The organism is Pseudomonas sp. (assembly GCF_030147005.1).
Classification (GTDB): Bacteria; Pseudomonadota; Gammaproteobacteria; order Pseudomonadales; family Pseudomonadaceae; genus Aquipseudomonas.
On the sequence record NZ_JASLAW010000037.1, the window covers coordinates 1 to 18,899 of the forward strand.

The 18,899-nt window shown below is 60.6% G+C and carries 19 protein-coding genes; 7 read left to right on the top strand and 12 right to left on the bottom strand.

The features are described from left to right. Positions 1–59 precede the first annotated feature (59 nt). From Q1V60_RS03175 to dadA, 6 genes are all read right to left on the bottom strand, one after another. A complete protein-coding gene (locus Q1V60_RS03175; RefSeq protein ID WP_300627356.1) occupies positions 60–1,982 on the bottom strand; it encodes an acetyl-CoA hydrolase/transferase C-terminal domain-containing protein in 1,923 nt (640 codons plus the stop codon). A 135-nt stretch (positions 1,983–2,117) separates the two neighbouring features. Next, on the bottom strand, positions 2,118–2,534 hold the full coding sequence (locus tag Q1V60_RS03180) for a c-type cytochrome (RefSeq protein WP_300627397.1): 417 nt from the start codon (positions 2,532–2,534) through the stop codon (positions 2,118–2,120). 181 nt (positions 2,535–2,715) lie between these two features. Next, the gene (locus Q1V60_RS03185; RefSeq protein WP_300627358.1) at positions 2,716–3,264 is read right to left on the bottom strand and encodes a cupin domain-containing protein; all 549 of its coding nucleotides are present in this window, start codon (positions 3,262–3,264) and stop codon (positions 2,716–2,718) included. Positions 3,265–3,380: 116 nt separating this feature from the next. Then, positions 3,381–4,454 (bottom strand): alanine racemase, encoded by a 1,074-nt coding sequence (gene alr, locus Q1V60_RS03190; protein ID WP_300627359.1) that lies wholly within the window; start codon positions 4,452–4,454, stop codon positions 3,381–3,383. 78 nt (positions 4,455–4,532) lie between these two features. Next, entirely contained in the window at positions 4,533–4,886 is a 354-nt protein-coding gene (locus Q1V60_RS03195; RefSeq protein ID WP_300627360.1) for a RidA family protein, read from the bottom strand. Then, on the bottom strand, positions 4,858–6,159 hold the full coding sequence (dadA, locus tag Q1V60_RS03200) for a D-amino acid dehydrogenase (protein ID WP_300627362.1): 1,302 nt from the start codon (positions 6,157–6,159) through the stop codon (positions 4,858–4,860). The genes Q1V60_RS03195 and dadA overlap by 29 nt, the downstream gene beginning before the upstream one ends. A 156-nt stretch (positions 6,160–6,315) precedes the next feature. Here dadA and Q1V60_RS03205 point away from each other — a divergent pair, with 156 nt between their 5' ends. Continuing rightward, positions 6,316–6,804 carry an Lrp/AsnC ligand binding domain-containing protein gene (locus tag Q1V60_RS03205; RefSeq protein ID WP_003176896.1) on the top strand — a complete coding sequence of 163 codons (489 nt, stop codon included), beginning with the start codon at positions 6,316–6,318 and terminating at the stop codon, positions 6,802–6,804. A 69-nt stretch (positions 6,805–6,873) separates the two neighbouring features. Here the strand turns inward: Q1V60_RS03205 and Q1V60_RS03210 are convergent, their stop codons facing one another. Continuing rightward, on the bottom strand, positions 6,874–7,227 hold the full coding sequence (locus Q1V60_RS03210) for a YkgJ family cysteine cluster protein (protein WP_124364962.1): 354 nt from the start codon (positions 7,225–7,227) through the stop codon (positions 6,874–6,876). A gap of 115 nt (positions 7,228–7,342) precedes the next feature. On the opposite strand from Q1V60_RS03210, the gene Q1V60_RS03215 reads away from it, so the two are divergent. Beyond that, positions 7,343–8,635 (top strand): FAD-binding oxidoreductase, encoded by a 1,293-nt coding sequence (locus Q1V60_RS03215; protein ID WP_300627367.1) that lies wholly within the window; start codon positions 7,343–7,345, stop codon positions 8,633–8,635. Here Q1V60_RS03215 and Q1V60_RS03220 read toward each other — a convergent pair whose 3' ends face one another. Next, a complete protein-coding gene (locus Q1V60_RS03220) occupies positions 8,636–8,860 on the bottom strand; it encodes a DUF1127 domain-containing protein (RefSeq protein ID WP_300627369.1) in 225 nt (74 codons plus the stop codon). Positions 8,861–9,026: 166 nt separating this feature from the next. On the opposite strand from Q1V60_RS03220, the gene Q1V60_RS03225 reads away from it, so the two are divergent. Both Q1V60_RS03225 and Q1V60_RS03230 read left to right on the top strand, forming a co-directional pair. Next, positions 9,027–10,451, top strand: a complete 1,425-nt coding sequence (locus Q1V60_RS03225) for a PLP-dependent aminotransferase family protein (protein ID WP_300627371.1) — start codon at positions 9,027–9,029, stop codon at positions 10,449–10,451. 62 nt (positions 10,452–10,513) lie between these two features. Then, positions 10,514–12,082, top strand: a complete 1,569-nt coding sequence (locus tag Q1V60_RS03230; protein WP_300627372.1) for a phospholipase D family protein — start codon at positions 10,514–10,516, stop codon at positions 12,080–12,082. 127 nt (positions 12,083–12,209) lie between these two features. On the opposite strand, the gene Q1V60_RS03235 is transcribed toward Q1V60_RS03230, so the two are convergent. Then, the gene (locus Q1V60_RS03235; protein WP_300627373.1) at positions 12,210–13,703 is read right to left on the bottom strand and encodes an aldehyde dehydrogenase; all 1,494 of its coding nucleotides are present in this window, start codon (positions 13,701–13,703) and stop codon (positions 12,210–12,212) included. Between the two features lie 231 nt (positions 13,704–13,934). Here Q1V60_RS03235 and Q1V60_RS03240 point away from each other — a divergent pair, with 231 nt between their 5' ends. Continuing rightward, a complete protein-coding gene (locus Q1V60_RS03240) occupies positions 13,935–14,297 on the top strand; it encodes a cupin domain-containing protein (protein ID WP_300627374.1) in 363 nt (120 codons plus the stop codon). 71 nt (positions 14,298–14,368) lie between these two features. On the opposite strand, the gene rpmG is transcribed toward Q1V60_RS03240, so the two are convergent. Both rpmG and rpmB read right to left on the bottom strand, forming a co-directional pair. After that, positions 14,369–14,524 carry a 50S ribosomal protein L33 gene (gene rpmG / locus Q1V60_RS03245; protein ID WP_003176906.1) on the bottom strand — a complete coding sequence of 52 codons (156 nt, stop codon included), beginning with the start codon at positions 14,522–14,524 and terminating at the stop codon, positions 14,369–14,371. 11 nt (positions 14,525–14,535) lie between these two features. Next, positions 14,536–14,769, bottom strand: coding sequence for a 50S ribosomal protein L28 (rpmB, locus tag Q1V60_RS03250; RefSeq protein WP_003176907.1), 234 nt, complete (start codon positions 14,767–14,769; stop codon positions 14,536–14,538). Between the two features lie 458 nt (positions 14,770–15,227). Between rpmB and Q1V60_RS03255 the strand changes: the two genes are divergently transcribed. Then, positions 15,228–16,820: an ABC transporter substrate-binding protein gene (locus Q1V60_RS03255; protein WP_300627375.1), complete on the top strand. Its 1,593-nt coding sequence runs from the start codon at positions 15,228–15,230 to the stop codon at positions 16,818–16,820. Positions 16,821–16,857: 37 nt separating this feature from the next. Here the strand turns inward: Q1V60_RS03255 and radC are convergent, their stop codons facing one another. Beyond that, on the bottom strand, positions 16,858–17,532 hold the full coding sequence (gene radC / locus Q1V60_RS03260) for a DNA repair protein RadC (protein WP_300627377.1): 675 nt from the start codon (positions 17,530–17,532) through the stop codon (positions 16,858–16,860). Positions 17,533–17,686: 154 nt separating this feature from the next. On the opposite strand from radC, the gene coaBC reads away from it, so the two are divergent. Beyond that, positions 17,687–18,895 (top strand): bifunctional phosphopantothenoylcysteine decarboxylase/phosphopantothenate--cysteine ligase CoaBC, encoded by a 1,209-nt coding sequence (gene coaBC / locus Q1V60_RS03265; RefSeq protein ID WP_048723622.1) that lies wholly within the window; start codon positions 17,687–17,689, stop codon positions 18,893–18,895. Positions 18,896–18,899 lie beyond the last annotated feature (4 nt).

Below are 18,899 nucleotides of genomic sequence, written 5' to 3' on the forward strand. Positions count from 1 at the left end.
TGACTGATCCACCGCATTCGCGAGCAAGCCCGCTCCCACATTTTGGTTTTGCATGGTCTTTAGTGGGCGGTGGCCTGTAGGCCAGCAAGCAATAAGCGCTGATATAAATCCTCTTTGAACCCCTGCGGCTTATCCAACCGCATCCGCTCCAAGTGCCGTGGAAACGCCTCCGGCTCTGGCGCATCCAGCGCCGCCTTGCCCAGTTCAAGCATCTCCGTCAGCTTGAATTTGCTCTTGAGCCAGTTCAGTGCCCGCAACAGGTCCCGCTCCTCGTCCGTGAAGTCACTGCCCAGTGGGTACTCCGGGAACAGGCGCCGGTGCTTGGTTTGAATCGCCTGGAGCCGTTGCGGTGTGTTGTCGGCAAAACGCGGGGCCAGCTTGAAATCCTTGGGTAACTTGCCGGCCTTTTGCGCCTGCTCGATCAGATCGTCCTGGAAGCGGGAGTCGGTGATATTGAGCAACGCTTCAATCACCTGGGCATCCGTCTGACCACGCAGATCGGCAATTCCGTACTCGGTAATCACGATATCCCGCAGGTGCCGGGGAATGGTGCAATGGCCGTACTCCCAGACAATATTCGAACTGACCTCTCCCGCCGACTCGCGCCAGCTGCGCAGGATCAGCACCGACCGCGCGCCTTCCAGCGCGTGGCCTTGGGCAACGAAGTTGTACTGCCCGCCCACGCCGCTGAGTACGCGGCCGTCTTCCAACTGGTCGGCCACACCGGCACCGAGCAACGTCACCACGATCGCACTGTTGATAAACCGCGCGTCCTGGCGCTGCAAGCGCTTGAGTTCTTCCTGGCCGTACAGCTCGTTGATATAGCTGATGCGGGTCATGTTGAATTCCAGGCGCTTGGCGTGGCTCATCTCCTGCAAGCGCTGGTAGAAACTGCGCGGGCCGAGGAAGAAACCGCCATGGATCGAGATGCCATCGGGCTGCGCCGCATCGTCGAGCAACCCGGCATTGGCCTGCTCCTGGGTCGCCACATCCGGGTACACCTTGCGCCGGATAATCCCGGCATCCGCCAGCACCAGCAGGCCGTTGACGAACATTTCGCTGCAACCGTAAAGGCCACGAGCGAACGGCTCAACGCCGCCCTCCCGGCTGATCAGGGGCGCCCACTGATACACATCCAGGTCGGTCAGCAGCAATCGATAGGCTTCGTTGTCGGCCTGGCGCGCCAGCAATGCGGCGGTCAGCGCATCGCCCATGGAGCCGATGCCGATCTGCAGCGTGCCGCCATCGCGGACCAGAGTGCTGGCATGCAGGCCGATAAAGTGGTCCTGGAACCCTACCGGCATGTTTGGCGTAGAGAACAAGGTGGTGCTGTCTTTCTCATCGAGCAGGTAGTCGAATGCGTCCATGCCCAGTTCGGCATCACCGGGCATGTAGGGCAATTCAGTGTGGACCTGGCCGACAACGAGGATGGTTTCCCCGGCCTCGCGGCGTTTGGCGATCATCGGTAACAGGTCGAGGGTGATATCCGGGTTGCAGCTCAGGCTCAGGCGGTCGGGATGCTCGGCGCTGCTGGCGACCAATTGCGCCACCAGGTTCAGGCCGGAGGCGTTGATATCCCGGGCGGCATGGCTGTAATTGCTGCTGACATAATCCTGCTGCGCGGAGGCGCTGTGCAGCAGGCTGCCGGGCTGCATGAAGAATTGCTGCACGCGGATATTCTTCGGCAGGCTGTCCTTGTGCAGGTCAGCGAGGAAATCCAGCTCCGGATAATCGCCAAACACGCGCTCGATAAACGGTTCGAGAAAGCGCTTCTGCAAGCCGTCCCCCAAGGTGGGGCGACCCAGGCTCAGCGCGGTGTAGATCGTCAGCGCCCGCTCGGGCAACATGGCAACGCGCCGGTATAGCGCGTTGACGAACAGATTGGGCTTGCCCAGCCCCAACGGCATGCCCATGTGGATATGCGCCGGCAAGCGGGCCAGTACGTCGTCAACTGCTTGCTCGATTGAACACAACTGCACCATCCGACTGCTCCCGAACATTCCATGAATTGGGGTTGGACCGAGCTTGCAGTGTCTTTGCTGCAATGAACAGCCTCGAAAGACGAATCACGGGCGTAAAAAAGCCGCTCGTAAGCGGCTTGTTTGGCGAATTCAGGCTTATTTCAAACCCGACATCTTCTGAATAGCGCCTTTGAGTTCTTCATCGGAGCAATCACTGCAAGTGCCTTTAGGGGGCATGGCGTTGATACCGGTGATGGCTTTGGCCAGGATGCCATCAAGGCCGCCCTGGTGATCGGCGCGCTCTTTCCACGCTGCCGTATCGCCAATTTTTGGCGCGTTCAGCAGGCCGGTGCCGTGGCATGCGTTGCAGTGCTTGGCGATCACTTCATCCGGCGTTTTTGCACCGCCGCCGCCACCCGCCGCAACAGCGACTTCCATGCCCTTGCATTCCTGACCTTGCACACAGACCTGGCCCACGGGCTCCAGGCGCTTGGCGATGTCATCGTTGGTCGCAGCTTGAGCGCTGACAGCCCATAGGGCCAGTACGGTTGCTGGTGCAGCCAGCATTTTCATAATTAGGTTCACGCGTTCACCCTCAATGGTGGCTATTCACGCCTGCGGCCACGGTTTCGCAGGCGGCGAAAGTATAGCGGTTAGCCCGCCCCGCCGAAACAACCCTATTAAATAAAGGGAGATTCGACCTCGCGGTGTACAGCTGCGCGAACCCCTGCAACGCTGGCAGAGCGCCTCTATCTTAAAAGTTCGCGGGTGTGGCTGCGCTGATTAGTCGCGCCGGCACGTCGAACGGATTGCGAAAACGATGGGGCTTGGTACTTTCAAAGTAGTAGCTATCGCCGGCTTCGAGCACAAAAGTTTCACCACCGACCACCAGCTCCAGGCGCCCTTCCACCAGAATCCCGGTTTCTTCGCCTTCGTGGGTGAGCATTTCTTCGCCCGTGTCGGCGCCTGGCGGGTAAATTTCGTTGAGAAATGCGATTGCCCGGCTCGGGTGCGCACGGCCGACCAGCTTCATGGTGACGGCACCGTCGGAGATGTCGATCAGCTCATTGGCTTTATAGACGACCTGCGTCGGTATTTCCTGGAGGATCTCTTCGGAAAAGAACTCGACCATGGACATGGGAATCCCGCCCAGTACTTTGCGCAGGGAACTGATCGAGGGGCTGACGCTGTTCTTCTCGATCATCGAAATGGTGCTGTTGGTAACACCCGCGCGCTTGGCAAGCTCGCGCTGGGAAAGACCTTTGAGTTTACGGATGGATTGCAGTCGTTCGCCGACGTCCAATGCAGGTGCCTCCTAGGATTCAGGCTTTGTTGTAATTGAGCGTTATCATGGCGACAGCGTTCAGTATTTACAACACTTGGGCCTAAATCCTGGGCAGCGGCATTCGTACCTGGCGCTCAAGCGCCGCAATAGAGCCTTGGCACCCGGCGCAGGTTGCAGAAAATCTGGTAGGGGATAGTTTCAGCCGCGGTCGCGACATCGCTGGCGAGGACATTCTTGCCCCACAACTCCACCGTAGAACCCAGGCCCGCCTGGGGCACATCCGTCAGGTCGACGCACAGCATGTCCATCGACACCCGACCCAGCAGCTGGCTGCGCTGGCCGGCGACCAGCACCGGTGTGCCAGTGGGCGCATGGCGCGGGTAGCCATCGGCATACCCCATGGCAACCACGCCGATACGCATCGGCTTGGTCGTGACAAACTTGGCGCCGTAGCCCACTGGCTCACCCGTCGGCAGTTCGCGTACGCAGATGATTTTGGACTCCAAAGTCATCACCGGCTGTAAACGTGCGGCGAAGGCCTGATCATCGCCAAAGGGCGTGGCGCCGTAGAGCATGATGCCGGGGCGCACCCAGTCGCTGGCTATGCTTGGCCACCCCAGTACGGACGGTGAATTGCGCAGGCTGACCTCGGCCGCCAGACCTCGGCGGGCCGCTTCGAATACCGCCACTTGTTCGTTGCTGCTCACGCAATCGAGCTCATCGGCGCGGGCGAAATGGCTCATCAACACGATCTTCGCAACTTTCCCGCTGGCCAGCAGGCGCTTATACGCCTCTTGAAAATCCTTGGGATGCAGGCCGACGCGGTGCATTCCCGAGTCCAGCTTGAGCCAGACGGTCAGCGGCTTGCTCAGCGCGGCCTGCTCGATAGCATCGAGCTGCCATAGCGAATGCACCACGCACCACAGGTCCTGCTCGATGATCAGCGGCAGCTCGTCGGCTTCGAAAAAGCCTTCCAGCAGCAGCACCGGCGCACGTATCCCGGCGGCGCGCAGTTCCAGGGCCTCTTCAATGCACGCCACCGCGAACCCATCGGCCTCGCCCGCCAGCGCCTGGGCAACCGGCACCGCGCCATGGCCGTAGGCATCCGCCTTGATCACGGCGAGGGCCTTGGCCCCGGTAACTTCGCGGGCCAATTGATAGTTATGGCGCAGGGCTTGGAGGTCGATCAGGGCACGGGCAGGACGCATGGCGGCAGGCTTCTAGGCGGCAGAGTAAAAAAAACCGGTGCCGACCAATAACGTCGGCGCCGGGAGAGGGATGTGTATTTAAGGCAGCGCGGCCACGACGGACAGCTCGACCAGAATTTGCGGCTCGCACAGTTTGGCTTCAACCGTGGCGCGAGCGGGCGCGGCGCCTTTGGGCAGCCACGTGTCCCACACCGCGTTCATACCGGCAAAGTCGGCGTCGATGTCTTTCAGATAGATCGTCACCGACAGCAACCGGGTCTTGTCGGTGCCGGCCAGGTCCAGTAAGCGCTCGATATTGCCCAGGGTTTCACGGGTCTGCTGTTCAATGCCGGCACTCACGTCGTCGCCGACCTGGCCTGCCAGGTACACCGTTCCGCTGTGGACAACGATCTGGCTCATGCGCTCATTGGTGAGCTGGCGCTGGATGGACATGTTTTGCGGACTCCTGGTGACTACCGTAACGGGAAATATCGAGGCCTTCGGCGCTGATCTGCGGGGCTTTCCTGGCAATCAGGTCGGCCAGCAAACGACCGGAGCCGCACGCCATGGTCCAACCGAGGGTGCCGTGGCCGGTATTCAGGAACAGGTTCTTGAATGGCGTGGCACCGACAATCGGCGTGCCGTCGGGCGTGGTCGGGCGCAGGCCGGTCCAGAAGCTGGCTTGGGCCAAATCGCCGCCCTGAGGATAAAGGTCGTTGACGATCATCTCCAGAGTTTCGCGTCGGCGAGGGTTGAGGGAGAGGTCGAAACCGGCTATTTCAGCCATGCCGCCAACACGAATGCGGTTGTCGAAACGGGTGATCGCAACTTTGTAGGTTTCGTCCAGGATGGTCGAGGTCGGCGCCATCGCCGGGTTGGTGATCGGCACGGTCAGCGAGTAGCCCTTGAGCGGGTACACGGGCGCCTTGATCCCCATGGGCTTGAGCAGCTTCGGCGAATAACTGCCCAGAGCCAGCACGTAGCGGTCGGCGGTTTCCAGCGCGCCGTCGATCCACACACCGTTGATGCGGTCGCCGGCGTAATCGAGGCGCTGGATGTCCTGCTCGAAGCGGAACTCCACGCCTAACTGCTTGCACATGTCGGCCAGACGCGTGGTGAACATCTGGCAGTCGCCGGTCTGGTCGTTGGGCAGGCGCAGGGCACCGGTGAGAATACCGGTGACGCTGGCCAGGGCCGGTTCAACCCGGGCGATGCCGGCACGGTCAAGCAATTCGAAAGGCACACCGGACTCCCGCAGCACGGCGATGTCCTTGGCTGCGCCATCGAGCTGGGCTTGAGTGCGGAACAGTTGGGTGGTCCCCAGGCTGCGCCCTTCGTAGGCGATCCCGGTTTCAGCGCGCAATTCGTCAAGGCAGTCGCGGCTGTACTCAGAGAGACGGACCATGCGTTCCTTATTCACCGCATACCGGCTGGCGGTGCAATTGCGCAGCATCTGCGCCATCCACAGGTATTGCTCGATATCGCCGGTGGCCTTGATCGCCAGCGGCGCATGGCGTTGCAGCAGCCATTTGATCGCCTTGAGCGGCACGCCCGGCGCGGCCCATGGCGACGCGTAGCCTGGGGATACCTGGCCGGCGTTGGCGAAACTGGTCTCCATGGCGGCGGCGGGCTGACGGTCAACCACTACGACCTCAAAGCCGGCCCGGGCCAGATAGTAGGCACTGGTCACGCCGATGACGCCGCTACCCAAGACCAGAACGCGCATTTTCATATCCTCATCGCGGGCTGAGCCGCTGAAGTGTGTTATTCGAGCAATAATGAGCGCAGTGTAAAAAACAATCACCAGTGTATTTCACTATATAAATGCCTATATTTGGCGAGAATTCTCGGTACAAACCGTTTTTACAGAGGCGTATCCCCTATGCGTACCAACACCCAGACCAAGCGGGAGCTGGACAAGATCGACCGCAACATCCTGCGCATCCTGCAAACCGATGGGCGCATTTCGTTCACGGAGTTGGGAGAGAAGGTCGGGCTGTCTACGACGCCCTGTACCGAACGGGTGCGCCGCCTGGAGCGTGAAGGAATCATCATGGGCTACAACGCGCGGCTCAATCCGCAGCATTTGAAAGGGAGCCTGTTGGTATTTGTCGAGATCAGCCTGGATTACAAGTCCGGCGACACGTTCGAAGAGTTCCGCCGCGCCGTGCTCAAACTGCCGCATGTGCTGGAGTGCCACCTGGTGTCTGGCGACTTCGACTACCTGGTGAAAGCGCGGATTTCCGAGATGGCCTCGTACCGCAAATTACTCGGCGATATCCTGCTCAAATTGCCTCATGTGCGCGAATCCAAGAGCTATATCGTGATGGAAGAAGTGAAGGAAAGCCTGAACCTGCCGATCCCGGATTAAACACACAGGGGCTGGCCGACACGTCGCCATCGCGGGCAAGCCGGCGCCCATATCGGACCGCGTATGCCGTCAGACCAGCACTTGTCGGGTGCTGGCCATGTACTCATGGATCTGCTTCTCCACCCGTGGGTGGATCAGCTCCACCGGCCGCCGGCCATTGGGGCACGGCAAGGTCTTGGTGGTGCCGAACAGCCTGCAGATCAGCGGGCGCTCATCGTAAACCGTGCAGCCGTTGGGCCCCAGGTGCACGCAATTGAGTTCATCCATGGCAGCTTCCTGCTCGGCAGCTGTCTTGCGTGGCAGGCGCGACATTTCCTCGGGCGACGTGGTGACCGGCCCACAGCAGTCGTGGCAACCGGGGACGCACTCGAACGAAGGAATCTGTCGGCGCAAGGCGCTGACTTTCTGACTGTTGCAACTCATCGAAACCCACACCCAACCGCGAATAGATCTGGATTCTGACGTAAAACGCTCTGCACAGACAGCGTGGTCCGACCGTTGTATCCTGCGTCAAATTTTCCAAACAGGGAGCCTCCCCATGACCGCCAGCGCCCGGCACACCGCGTCCTACTACGCCGCCAGCAGCGTGCCGCACCCCGACTACCCGGCGTTGACGGGTGAGGTGCGCGCCGATGTATGCGTGATTGGCGGGGGCTATTCCGGGCTCAACACCGCTTTGGAACTCGCCGAGCGCGGCTTCAGCGTGGTGCTGCTGGAGGCGCGCAAGATCGGCTGGGGCGCCAGCGGGCGTAACGGCGGGCAGCTGATTCGCGGCGTCGGTCATGGCCTTGACCAGTTCGCCAAGGTGATCGGCACCGACGGCGTGCGCCAGATGAAACTGATGGGCCTGGAAGCCGTGGAGATCGTGCGCGAGCGTGTCGAACGCTTCCAGATCCCCTGCGACCTGACCTGGGGCTACTGCGACCTCGCCAATAAGCCCCGCGACCTGCAGGGCCTGGCCGAAGACGCCGAAGAGCTGCGCAGCCTGGGTTATCGCCATCACGTACGCCTGCTGCAAGCCAGCGAGATGGCCAGCGTGATCGGCTCCGACCGCTATGTGGGCGGCATGATCGACATGGGTTCCGGACACCTGCATCCGCTCAACCTCGCTCTGGGTGAAGCAGGCGCCGCGCGGCAGTTGGGCGTGCAATTATTCGAGCAGTCTGAAGTGACGCGCATTGACTACGGCGCGCAGGTCAAGGTGCACACCGCCCAGGGCCAGGTACATGCCAACACGCTGGTGCTGGCCTGCAACGCTTACCTCAACGGCCTCAACCCGCACTTGAGCGGCAAGATATTGCCCGCAGGCAGCTACATCATCGCCACCGAACCCTTGAGTGAAGCGCAAGCCACCAGCCTGTTGCCGCAAAACATGGCGGTGTGTGATCAACGGGTAACGGTGGACTATTTCCGCCTGTCCGCCGACCGCCGCCTGTTGTTCGGCGGCGCCTGCCACTATTCCGGGCGCGACCCAAAAGATATTGGCGCTTACATGCGGCCAAAGATGCTGGAGGTGTTCCCCCAATTGGCCAACGTGAAGATCGACTACCAGTGGGGCGGCATGATCGGCATCGGCGCCAACCGGTTGCCACAAATCGGGCGCCTGGCGGATCAACCCAATGTGTATTACGCCCAGGCCTACGCGGGCCATGGCCTCAACGCCACACACCTGGCGGGCAGGCTGCTGGCCGAAGCCATCAGCGGCCAGCAACAAGGGCGTTTCGACCTGTTTGCGCAAGTGCCCCATATGACCTTCCCTGGTGGTAAGCACCTGCGCTCGCCGCTGCTGGCCCTGGGAATGCTCTGGCACCGTCTTAAAGAATTGGTCTGATCAATCGCGCCAGAAAGGTTTCAAGCCTTCGTGACGCGCCTGTTCCGCCGTCAGCCCCACGTCGCGCAGTTGCTCGCGGGTCAGCGTCAGCAAGACCTTACGAGTATGGCGGCGGCGCCAGAACAGGCTCCAGCGGTTATCGGCAGGCACAGACAATGTCCGCTCCTGTGCTGCTTCCAGTTCCTGACTGTGTAACGCCAGCCGCACATCGCTCATGCCATTCATTTTGCCGTCCCTCGTTAGCTTGTCGCCTTGAGTGACTAGGATGAACGCACGGGCAAAACCAATACAGATTCAAAACCCTCTTATTAAATCCATACAGACACTGCCTATATATGGCTGAATCCTGTATTTTCCTTCTGTCTGTACTGGTCCCCTGGGAGTGACCGCTGTGACCCTCTACGTCAACCTCGCCGAATTGCTCGGCACCCGCATCGAACAAGGCTTCTATCGCCCCGGCGACCGCCTGCCCTCCGTGCGGGCATTGAGCGTGGAGCACGGGGTCAGCCTGAGCACCGTGCAGCAAGCCTATCGATTGCTGGAGGACAACGGCCTGGCAATGCCCAAGCCCAAGTCCGGGTATTTCGTGCCGGTTGGTCGTGAGCTGCCGGCGCTCCCCGAGGTGGGTCGTCCCGCCCAGCGCCCGGTGGAAATTTCCCAATGGGATCAGGTGCTGGAGTTGATTCGTGCCGTACCGCGCAAAGACACCATACAGCTGGGCCGTGGCATGCCGGATGTGTTGTCGCCCACCCTCAAACCGTTGCTTCGCAGCCTGGCCCGTGTCAGTCGCCGCCAGGATCTGCCGGGGTTGTATTACGACAACATCCTTGGCTGTATGGAATTACGCGAGCAAATTGCGCGACTGTCATTGGATTCCGGTTGCCAACTGACAGCCGAAGACATCGTCATCACCACAGGCTGCCACGAGGCGCTGTCCGCCAGCATCCGCGCCATTTGCGCCCCCGGCGATATCGTCGCAGTGGATTCGCCAAGCTTCCACGGCGCCATGCAGACCCTCAAGGGCCTGGGCATGAAAGCGTTGGAAATCCCCACCGACCCGATCACCGGCATCAGCCTTGAAGCCTTGGAACTGGCGCTGGAACAGTGGCCGATCAAAGTCATCCAGCTCACCCCCAACTGCAACAACCCGTTGGGCTACATCATGCCGGAGGCGCGCAAGCGCGCACTGCTGACCCTGGCCCAGCGCTTTGACGTGGCGATCATCGAAGACGATGTCTATGGCGAGTTGGCCTACAGCTACCCGCGCCCGCGCACGATCAAATCCTTCGACGAAGACGGCCGGGTGCTGCTGTGCAGCTCGTTCTCAAAAACGCTGGCGCCTGGCCTGCGCATCGGCTGGGTCGCGCCGGGGCGCTACCTGGAACGGGTGCTGCACATGAAATACATCGGCACAGGCTCTACCGCCACGCAGCCGCAAATCGCGATCGCGGAATTTCTCAAAGGCGGCCATTTCGAACCTCACCTGCGCAGAATGCGCACCCAGTACCAGCGCAATCGCGACCTGATGCTCGACTGGGTCAGCCGCTACTTCCCCGCCGGCACGCGGGCCAGCCGGCCCCAAGGCAGTTTTATGCTGTGGATAGAATTGCCGGAAGGCTTCGATACCCTGAAGCTCAACCGTGCGCTGATGGAACAAGGCGTACAGATAGCGGTAGGCAGCATTTTTTCTGCATCGGGCAAGTACCGTAATTGCCTGCGCATGAACTACGCTGCCAAACCGACGCCGCAGATTGAAGAGGCGGTGCGCAAGGTCGGTACCGCTGCGCACACCCTGCTCGCCGAATCGGCGGACTGACCTTTTCCGAGCAATTGCCGTCATATGCCGACAATCGCCCCGACCTGGATGCCGCCTCCTTGATGATTCAACGGCTTTTACCGTTTTTCCTGTTGGGAACGCTGGCACTGGGTGGCTGCGCGACGGCCTACACACCGCGCGTGCCCAGTGATGCCCTGCCGGCGGCACAGTCGTCCTTCGGCCGTTCGATCCAGGCCCAGGCGGCACCGTATCAGGGCCGTTCGGGCTTTCGTTTGCTGCCCAACAGCAGCGAAGCCTTCATGGCCCGCGCCGAGTTGATCCGCAACGCCCAGACCAGCCTCGACCTGCAGTACTACATCGTGCATGACGGCATCAGCACGCGCATGCTGGTGGATGAACTGCTCAAGGCCGCCGACCGCGGCGTGCGTGTACGCATCCTGCTGGACGACACCACCAGCGACGGCCTCGACCAGATCATCGCAACTCTTGCCGCCCACCCCAAGATCGACATTCGCTTGTTCAACCCGCTGCACCTGGGGCGTAGCACGGGGGCGACGCGCGCCATGGGGCGCCTGTTCAACCTGTCGCTGCAACACCGGCGCATGCATAACAAACTGTGGGTGGCCGACAACAGCGTGGCGATCGTGGGCGGACGCAATCTGGGGGATGAATACTTCGACGCCGAACCCAACCTGAACTTTACCGATATCGACATGCTCAGCGTCGGGCCGGTGGCCGAGCAACTGGGTCACAGTTTCGATCAGTACTGGAACAGCGCGCTGAGCAAGCCTATCGATGAGTTTGTCTCAACCATGCCCTCCAACGCCGACCTCGCTGTCGCGCGTGGGCAACTGGAGGCCTCACTGGCCCAATCGCGCCAGCAGAACCACGCCCTGTATAACCGCTTGCGCACCTACCAGACCCAACCGCGCATGGACATCTGGCGGCGCGAGTTGATCTGGGCCTGGAACCAGGCGTTATGGGACGCTCCGAGCAAGGTGCTGGCCAAGGCCGACCCGGATCCGCAATTGCTGCTCACCACGCAACTGGCGCCGGAATTGGAAGGCGTCAGCCGTGAGCTGATCATGATTTCGGCGTACTTCGTTCCGGGGCCGCCTGGGCTTGTGTACCTGACGGGCCGCGCCGATGCGGGCGTGTCGGTGAACCTGCTGACCAACTCCCTCGAAGCCACTGATGTACCGGCCGTGCACGGCGGCTACGCGCCCTATCGCAAGGCGCTGCTGGAACATGGAGTGAAGCTCTTTGAACTGCGTCGCCAACCGGGCGACCCCAGCGCCAGCAGCGGGCCACACCTGTTTCGTCGGGGCAGCTTCCGTGGCTCCGACTCCAGTCTGCACAGCAAGGCGATGATTTTCGATCGGGAAAAGTCGTTTATCGGCTCGTTCAATTTCGATCCGCGCTCAGTGCTGTGGAACACCGAAGTCGGCGTGCTGGTGGACAGCCCGGAACTGGCCGAGCACGTGCGCAACCTTGCGTTGCAAGGTATGGCGCCAGCGTTGAGCTACGAGGCGAAACTGCAGGCCGGGCAGATAGTGTGGGTGACCGAAGATAACGGCCAACTGCACACACTGACCCAGGAGCCGGGCAGTTGGTGGCGCAGGTTCAATGCCTGGTTCGCTACCTCGGTGGGTCTGGAACGCATGCTTTAAAAAACACAACAGTGTGGGAGCGGGCTTGCCCGCGAATACGATATATCAGTCATAACAACTGCAACTGTCATACCGCATTCGCGAGCAAGCCCGCTCCCACATCTGGAGCGCGCTGTTTGCGACAGGATTACAGCTTGATCCAGGTGGCTTTCAGCTCGGTGTATTTGTCGAACGCATGCAGCGATTTATCGCGACCGTTGCCCGATTGCTTGAAGCCGCCGAACGGAGCGGTCATGTCGCCGCCGTCGTACTGGTTGACCCACACGCTACCCGCACGCAATGCCTTGGCGGTCAGGTGTGCCTTGGAGATATCCGCCGTCCACACCGCCGCGGCCAAGCCATATTGGGTGTCGTTGGCGATGGCGATGGCTTCTTCGGCGCTGTCGAACGTGATCACCGACAGTACCGGGCCGAAGATCTCTTCCTGGGCAATCTTCATGGCGTTGGTCACACCGTCGAAAATGGTCGGCTCGACGTAAGTGCCACCGGTTTCTTCCAGCGTGCGCTTGCCACCGGCAACCAGCTTGGCGCCATCGGCATGGCCCGCTTCGATGTACGACAGCACGTTGTTCATCTGTTGGGTGTCCACCAGCGCACCCACGTTGGTGGCGGGGTCCAGCGGGTTACCTGGCTTCCAGCCCTTGAGCGCCTCGATCACCAGCGGCAGGAATGTGTCCTTGATCGAACGTTCCACCAGCAGGCGCGAACCGGCGGTGCAGACTTCGCCCTGGTTGAAGGCGATGGCACTGGCGGCGGATTCGGCGGCGGTTTGCAGGTTCGGCGCATCGGCAAACACGATGTTCGGGCTCTTGCCGCCAGCTTCCAGCCACACGCGTTTCATGTTCGACTCGCCGGAGCGGATCAACAGCTGCTTGGCGATTTTGGTGGAACCGGTAAACACCAGGGTGTCCACGTCCATATGCACGGCCAGCGCGTTGCCCACCGTGTGGCCATAGCCTGGCAGCACGTTGAACACGCCTTTTGGAATGCCGGCTTCAACGGCCAGCGCGGCGATGCGGATGGCCGTCAGCGGAGACTTTTCGGACGGCTTGAGAATGACCGAGTTACCGGTCGACAGCGCCGGGCCTAGCTTCCAGCAGGCCATCATCAGCGGGAAGTTCCACGGTACGATCGCACCGACCACGCCGACGGGCTCACGGGTCACCAGACCCAGTTGATCATGGGGCGTGGCCGCAACTTCATCGTAGATTTTGTCGATGGCTTCGCCGCTCCAGCTCAGGGCATTCGCCGCGCCGGGTACGTCGATGTTCAGGGAGTCGTTGATCGGCTTGCCCATGTCCAGGGTTTCAAGCAGGGCCAGCTCTTGGGCATTGGCCTTGAGCAGCGCGGCGAAGCGGATCATGACAGCCTTGCGCTTGGCCGGTGCCAGGCGCGACCAGACACCGGAATTGAAAGTGGCACGAGCGTTTTCCACGGCGCGCTGAGCGTCGGCGGCGTCACAGCTGGCTACAGTGGTGAGCAGACGGCCATCGACCGGGCTGATGCATTCGAAGGTTTCACCGGAAGCGGCGGCGGTGTATTCGCCATTGATGTAAGCGCGGCCTTCGATCTTCAGGTCCTTGGCGCGTTGTTCCCAATCGGCACGGGTCAGGGTGGTCATGCAAGTGTCCTCCTCTTATTGGATACAAGGGCCTGGGGAGATTGATCCCGGCGCCTCCACGAATTCTTGCCTGGCCAGCCTGTTGTTCGGCTCAAGGCAGTTGCCACCCTAAACCAGCGGCTGGGGGTGTTTCAATATATTTGACAGAACGGCGGCAAATGCCCTTGCGATGTTCATTTTAATAAACATAGACTTTGGACTTTTCAACCGCAGGCCAGACGGGATAAGCACATGAGCATTCAGGACATCGTCGATTTCAGCCAAGCCAACACCGCTCCCGACCGCTATCGCCCTGCCGCCGAAAAAATCCTCAAGGGTGATCCCGAACAGACGATCTACAACCACTACAACAGCCCATGCGGACAAATGAACGCGGGCGTCTGGGAAGGCGAAGTCGGGCAGTGGACAGTCAATTACACCGAGCATGAATACTGCGAAATTGTGCAGGGGGTTTCCGTACTGCGCGATGCCGAAGGGAATGCCAAAACCTTGCGCGCCGGCGACCGCTTCGTAATCCCCGCCGGCTTCAGCGGCACCTGGGAAGTGCTGGAAGCGTGCCGCAAGATCTACGTGGTGTTCGAACAGAAAGCCTGATCAGCACATCGCAGGCAAAAAAAAGCCCGTATCGTGAGATACGGGCTTTTTTTCACAAGGAAGAAAATCAATTACTTGATTTTGCCTTCTTTGTAGATCACGTGCTTGCGAACGCGCGGGTCGAACATTTTCTTTTCGAGCTTGTCCGGGGTAGTACGCTTGTTCTTGTCGGTAGTGTAGAAGTGACCAGTACCGGCGCTAGAGATCATTCGAATCAATTCACGCATGATAGAGCTCCTTAGATCTTGCCGGCGGCGCGGATTTCGGCCAGCACGACAGTGATGCCACGCTTGTCGATAATACGCATGCCTTTGGCAGATACACGCAGGCGAACAAAACGTTTCTCTTCTTCAACCCAGAAGCGGTGATGCTGCAGGTTCGGCAGGAAACGACGACGGGTTTTGTTATTTGCGTGGGAAATGTTATTCCCAGTCACCGGACCCTTACCGGTAACTTGACATACTCTCGACATGCCTCAGCCCTCTAAAACCACATGCCCAACCCGGCATGGGTTGGCCGCTTAATCTCTCAGTCATTTGGCGCCAGGCGCCGCGTTTCTTTAGGGTCTTACCGGCTACACCTACAAGCGAAGGAACCGGGCCCCTAGAAAAGAGCGCTGCTTTATACCAGAAAGACCCAGATGCAACAACAGCGAGTGTGTTTTTACCCAGGCAATTCTCGGCGTTTGGCGCCTGAACCGCTGCCAGGAGGGGCCGCTACTACAGCCGACCGCTCGTCGCACAGAATGATTTTCAGTGCCTGCAGGCACTCGGGCCTGCACGTTGAAACGCGCTGAGGCGCCATCAAAACAGCATTTGAGCCAAAAGCACAGGCAAAAATAGGCTAGTCATTTAATCAACAGGCCACTACGGTAGGCGTTTTCCAGACTGCACTCGCAGATGGGCCTTCGATCTGCACAGGAAACCGAATATGCGCCTCGCTGCCCTACCGCTATTGCTAGCCCCCCTCTTCATCGCGCCGATGGCCGTTGCCGCCACCCATTTAAGCGTTTGCACCGAGGCCAGCCCCGAAGGGTTCGACGTGGTGCAGTACAACTCGTTGACCACCACCAACGCCTCGGCGGATGTGCTGATGAACCGTCTGGTGGATTACGACGCAACCGGCGCAAAACTGGTACCGAGCCTGGCAGACAGTTGGGAGGTTTCGCCAGATGGCCTGACGTACACCTTCAAGTTGCACCCGAACGTAAAATTCCATCGCACCGGGTATTTCACCCCGAGCCGCACCCTGACGGCCGAAGACGTTCGCTTCAGCTTCGAACGCATGCTCGACCCCGCCAATCCGTGGCACAAGATCGCGCAGAGCGGCTTTCCCCACGCGCAATCCCTGCAACTGCCGACGCTGATCAAGAAGATCGACGCCCTGGACCCGCTGACCGTGCGCTTCACCCTTGATCACGCCGACTCCACATTTCTTGCCGCACTGAGCATGGGCTTTGCCTCGATCTACCCGGCCGAATATGCCGACAAACTGCTCAAGGCCGGCACACCGGAAAAACTCAACAGCCAGCCCATCGGTACCGGGCCGTTCGTTTTCGTGCGGTTCCAGAAGGATGCGGTGGTGCGCTACAAGGCCAACCCGGACTACTTCGCCGGCAAACCGACTGTGGATAACTTGATCTTCGCCATTACGCCGGATGCCAATGTGCGCCTGCAGAAACTGCATCGCGATGAATGCCAGATCGCCCTGTCGCCCAAACCTCTGGATGTGGGCGAGGCCGAAAAAGACCCGGCCCTGAAGGTGGAAAAAACCGCCGCCTTCATGACTGCCTTCGTCGCCATCAACAGCCAGCACCCGCCACTGGACAAGCCCGAAGTACGCCAGGCGATCAACCTGGCTTTTGACAAAGCCAGCTACCTCAAGGCCGTATTCGAAGGCACCGCCGAAGCGGCCAATGGTGTTTACCCGCCCAATACCTGGAGCTATGCCAAGGACTTGCCGGGCTATCCGCAAGACCTTGCCAAAGCCAAGGCGCTGCTGAACCGCGCGGGGCTCAAGGACGGTTTCAAAACCACCATCTGGACCCGCCCTACCGGCAGCGTGCTGAACCCCAATCCAAATCTTGGCGCTCAACTGCTGCAGGCCGATTTGGCCAAGGTCGGCATCCAGGCCGAAATCCGCGTGATCGAATGGGGTGAGTTGATCCGCCGCGCAAAAGCCGGTGAGCATGATCTGCTCTTCATGGGCTGGGCCGGTGACAATGGCGACCCGGATAACTTCCTCACCCCGCAGTTTTCCTGCGCAGCCGTCAAATCCGGTACCAACTTCGCCCGCTACTGCGACCCAGTGCTGGACAAGCTGATCAGCGCCGGCAAGACCACCAACGAACAAGGCGTGCGCAGCAAGCTCTACCAGCAGGCCCAGGCGCAGATCCAGCAGCAGGCCCTGTGGTTGCCCTTGGCGCACCCTACCGCGTTTGCCCTGACGCGCAAGAGTATCGGGGGCTATCAGGTGAGCCCGTTTGGCCGGCAGGATTATTCCAAGGTCAGCGTCAAGCCTTAAGCTGCAAGCTGCAAGCCCACGCGTGGCTTGCAGCGTTCTACATCCACCCATTTTCCGCCATCGACAACGGGTCACCATCGCCCACGATGATGTGGTCCAGCACACGCACGTCCACCATTTCCAAGGCCTTCTGCAGGACTTTGGTCAACTTTCGATCAGCGGCGCTTGGATCCACGCTTCCCGAGGGATGGTTGTGGCACAGGATCAATGCCGCCGCGTTGTACGCCAGGGCGCGCTTGACCACCTGCCGGGGATAGACCAGAGCGCTGTCGATGGTGCCCTCGGACAGCGCCTCGAAACCCAGCACCCGATGCTTGGAGTCGAGAAACAGGCAGCCAAATACCTCATGAGACTCATGCCGCAGCAGCGCCTTGAGGTATTCGCGCACGGCTAACGGGCTCTCCAGCACTGAGTCGTCGCGCAGGCGCTCAGCCATATGACGCCTGGACATTTCCAGCACCGCCTGCAATTGGGCAAACTTCGCCGGGCCAAGGCCCAACTGTTGATTGAACAGCGCCTGGCTGGCCTCCAGCAGCGGGCGCAGGCCACCAAATTGCGTCAACAGATGGCGCGCCAGGTCCACGGCACTTCTGCCGGATACCCCGGTGCGCAGGAAGATCGCCAACAATTCGGCATCGGACAGACTGGCCGCACCCCACTCCAAAAGCTTCTCTCGCGGCCGCTCGGCAGCAGGCCAATCGCGAATACTCATCGCACTTGCTCTCCATGATGTACGCCATATGCGCCGCTGTTGCCGGGCGGACGCTGTGTTATCGTAGGCCCTCTTTTTTGCCTGCGATTTCACCTGGGGAGGGGGCATCGCAGGCGTCACTGAACTGGCTTCACTGAACTGGAAAGGCAAACCAATGCAGCGTCTGTATCGGAAACGCATCGTTCTCGGCGTCGGCGGCGGCATTGCCGCCTACAAGAGCGCAGAGCTGGTTCGCAGGCTTCTGGACCAAGGCGCCGAAGTGCGCGTGGTCATGACCCGTGGTGGCAGTGAGTTCATCACCCCGCTGACCATGCAGGCCTTGTCCGGCCACCCGGTTCACCTGGACCTGCTGGACCCGGCGGCCGAAGCCGCCATGGGTCATATCGAACTGGCCAAATGGGCCGACCTGGTCCTCATCGCGCCGGCCACCGCCGACCTGATCGCGCGCCTGGCACAGGGCATCGCCGATGACCTGCTGACCACCCTGGTACTGGCCACCGACGCCACCGTCGCCATCGCTCCGGCGATGAACCAGGCCATGTGGCGCGACCCGGCCACCCAGGCCAATACCCAGCTCCTGCAAAGTCGTGGGCTCAAGGTCTTCGGCCCCGCGTCCGGCAGCCAGGCCTGCGGCGACGTCGGCATGGGCCGCATGCTCGAAGCCACCGACCTGGCGCTGTGTGCCGCCGAGTGCTTCCAGCACCTGGCCCTGACCGGCAAACACGTACTGATCACAGCTGGCCCAACCCAGGAAAACATCGACCCGGTGCGCTACATCACCAACCATAGCTCAGGAAAAATGGGCTTTGCCTTGGCTGAAGCCGCGGTTGAGGCAGGCGCGCGCGTCACCTTGATCACCGGCCCGGTGCATTTGCCGACCCCCGATCGTGTTACGCGAATCGACGTGGTCAGCGCCCGGGACATGCTGGCGGCTTGTGAGGCGGCAATTCCGTGCGACCTGTTCATCGCCTCGGCAGCCGTTGCAGACTACCGACCGGAAGTCGTTGCACCGCAAAAGCTTAAGAAAGACCCTACGAGCGGCGACGGCCTGCTCCTGCAAATGGTGCGCAACCCCGACATTCTGGCCACCATCGCCACGCGTCCGGATCGTCCGTTCAGCGTCGGCTTCGCTGCCGAGACCGAGCATTTGCTGGACTATGCCGCACGCAAGTTGAAAGACAAAAACCTCGACCTGATCGTTGCCAATGATGTCGCCAACCCGAGCATCGGCTTCAACAGTGAGGAAAATGCCATCAGCGTGATCGACCGCGAGTTACACGCCACCGTTTTCGCCCAGACCAGCAAGGGCAAGATTGCCCGCCAATTGATCTCTTTTATCGCCCAACGGCTGAACCAGGTTTAATGTC

Excerpts from the sequence above, each read along its gene's own strand:
- Q1V60_RS03175 (WP_300627356.1), bottom strand. The coding sequence starts at position 1,982 with ATGGTGCAGTTGTGTTCAATCGAGCAAGCAGTTGACGACGTACTGGCC.
- Q1V60_RS03180 (WP_300627397.1), bottom strand. The coding sequence starts at position 2,534 with ATGAAAATGCTGGCTGCACCAGCAACCGTACTGGCCCTATGGGCTGTC.
- alr (WP_300627359.1), bottom strand. The coding sequence starts at position 4,454 with ATGCGTCCTGCCCGTGCCCTGATCGACCTCCAAGCCCTGCGCCATAAC.
- Q1V60_RS03195 (WP_300627360.1), bottom strand. The coding sequence starts at position 4,886 with ATGTCCATCCAGCGCCAGCTCACCAATGAGCGCATGAGCCAGATCGTT.
- dadA (WP_300627362.1), bottom strand. The coding sequence starts at position 6,159 with ATGCGCGTTCTGGTCTTGGGTAGCGGCGTCATCGGCGTGACCAGTGCC.
- Q1V60_RS03205 (WP_003176896.1), top strand. The coding sequence starts at position 6,316 with ATGCGTACCAACACCCAGACCAAGCGGGAGCTGGACAAGATCGACCGC.
- Q1V60_RS03210 (WP_124364962.1), bottom strand. The coding sequence starts at position 7,227 with ATGAGTTGCAACAGTCAGAAAGTCAGCGCCTTGCGCCGACAGATTCCT.
- Q1V60_RS03215 (WP_300627367.1), top strand. The coding sequence starts at position 7,343 with ATGACCGCCAGCGCCCGGCACACCGCGTCCTACTACGCCGCCAGCAGC.
- Q1V60_RS03220 (WP_300627369.1), bottom strand. The coding sequence starts at position 8,860 with ATGAATGGCATGAGCGATGTGCGGCTGGCGTTACACAGTCAGGAACTG.
- Q1V60_RS03230 (WP_300627372.1), top strand. The coding sequence starts at position 10,514 with ATGATTCAACGGCTTTTACCGTTTTTCCTGTTGGGAACGCTGGCACTG.
- Q1V60_RS03235 (WP_300627373.1), bottom strand. The coding sequence starts at position 13,703 with ATGACCACCCTGACCCGTGCCGATTGGGAACAACGCGCCAAGGACCTG.
- Q1V60_RS03240 (WP_300627374.1), top strand. The coding sequence starts at position 13,935 with ATGAGCATTCAGGACATCGTCGATTTCAGCCAAGCCAACACCGCTCCC.
- rpmG (WP_003176906.1), bottom strand. The coding sequence starts at position 14,524 with ATGCGTGAATTGATTCGAATGATCTCTAGCGCCGGTACTGGTCACTTC.
- rpmB (WP_003176907.1), bottom strand. The coding sequence starts at position 14,769 with ATGTCGAGAGTATGTCAAGTTACCGGTAAGGGTCCGGTGACTGGGAAT.
- Q1V60_RS03255 (WP_300627375.1), top strand. The coding sequence starts at position 15,228 with ATGCGCCTCGCTGCCCTACCGCTATTGCTAGCCCCCCTCTTCATCGCG.
- radC (WP_300627377.1), bottom strand. The coding sequence starts at position 17,532 with ATGAGTATTCGCGATTGGCCTGCTGCCGAGCGGCCGCGAGAGAAGCTT.
- coaBC (WP_048723622.1), top strand. The coding sequence starts at position 17,687 with ATGCAGCGTCTGTATCGGAAACGCATCGTTCTCGGCGTCGGCGGCGGC.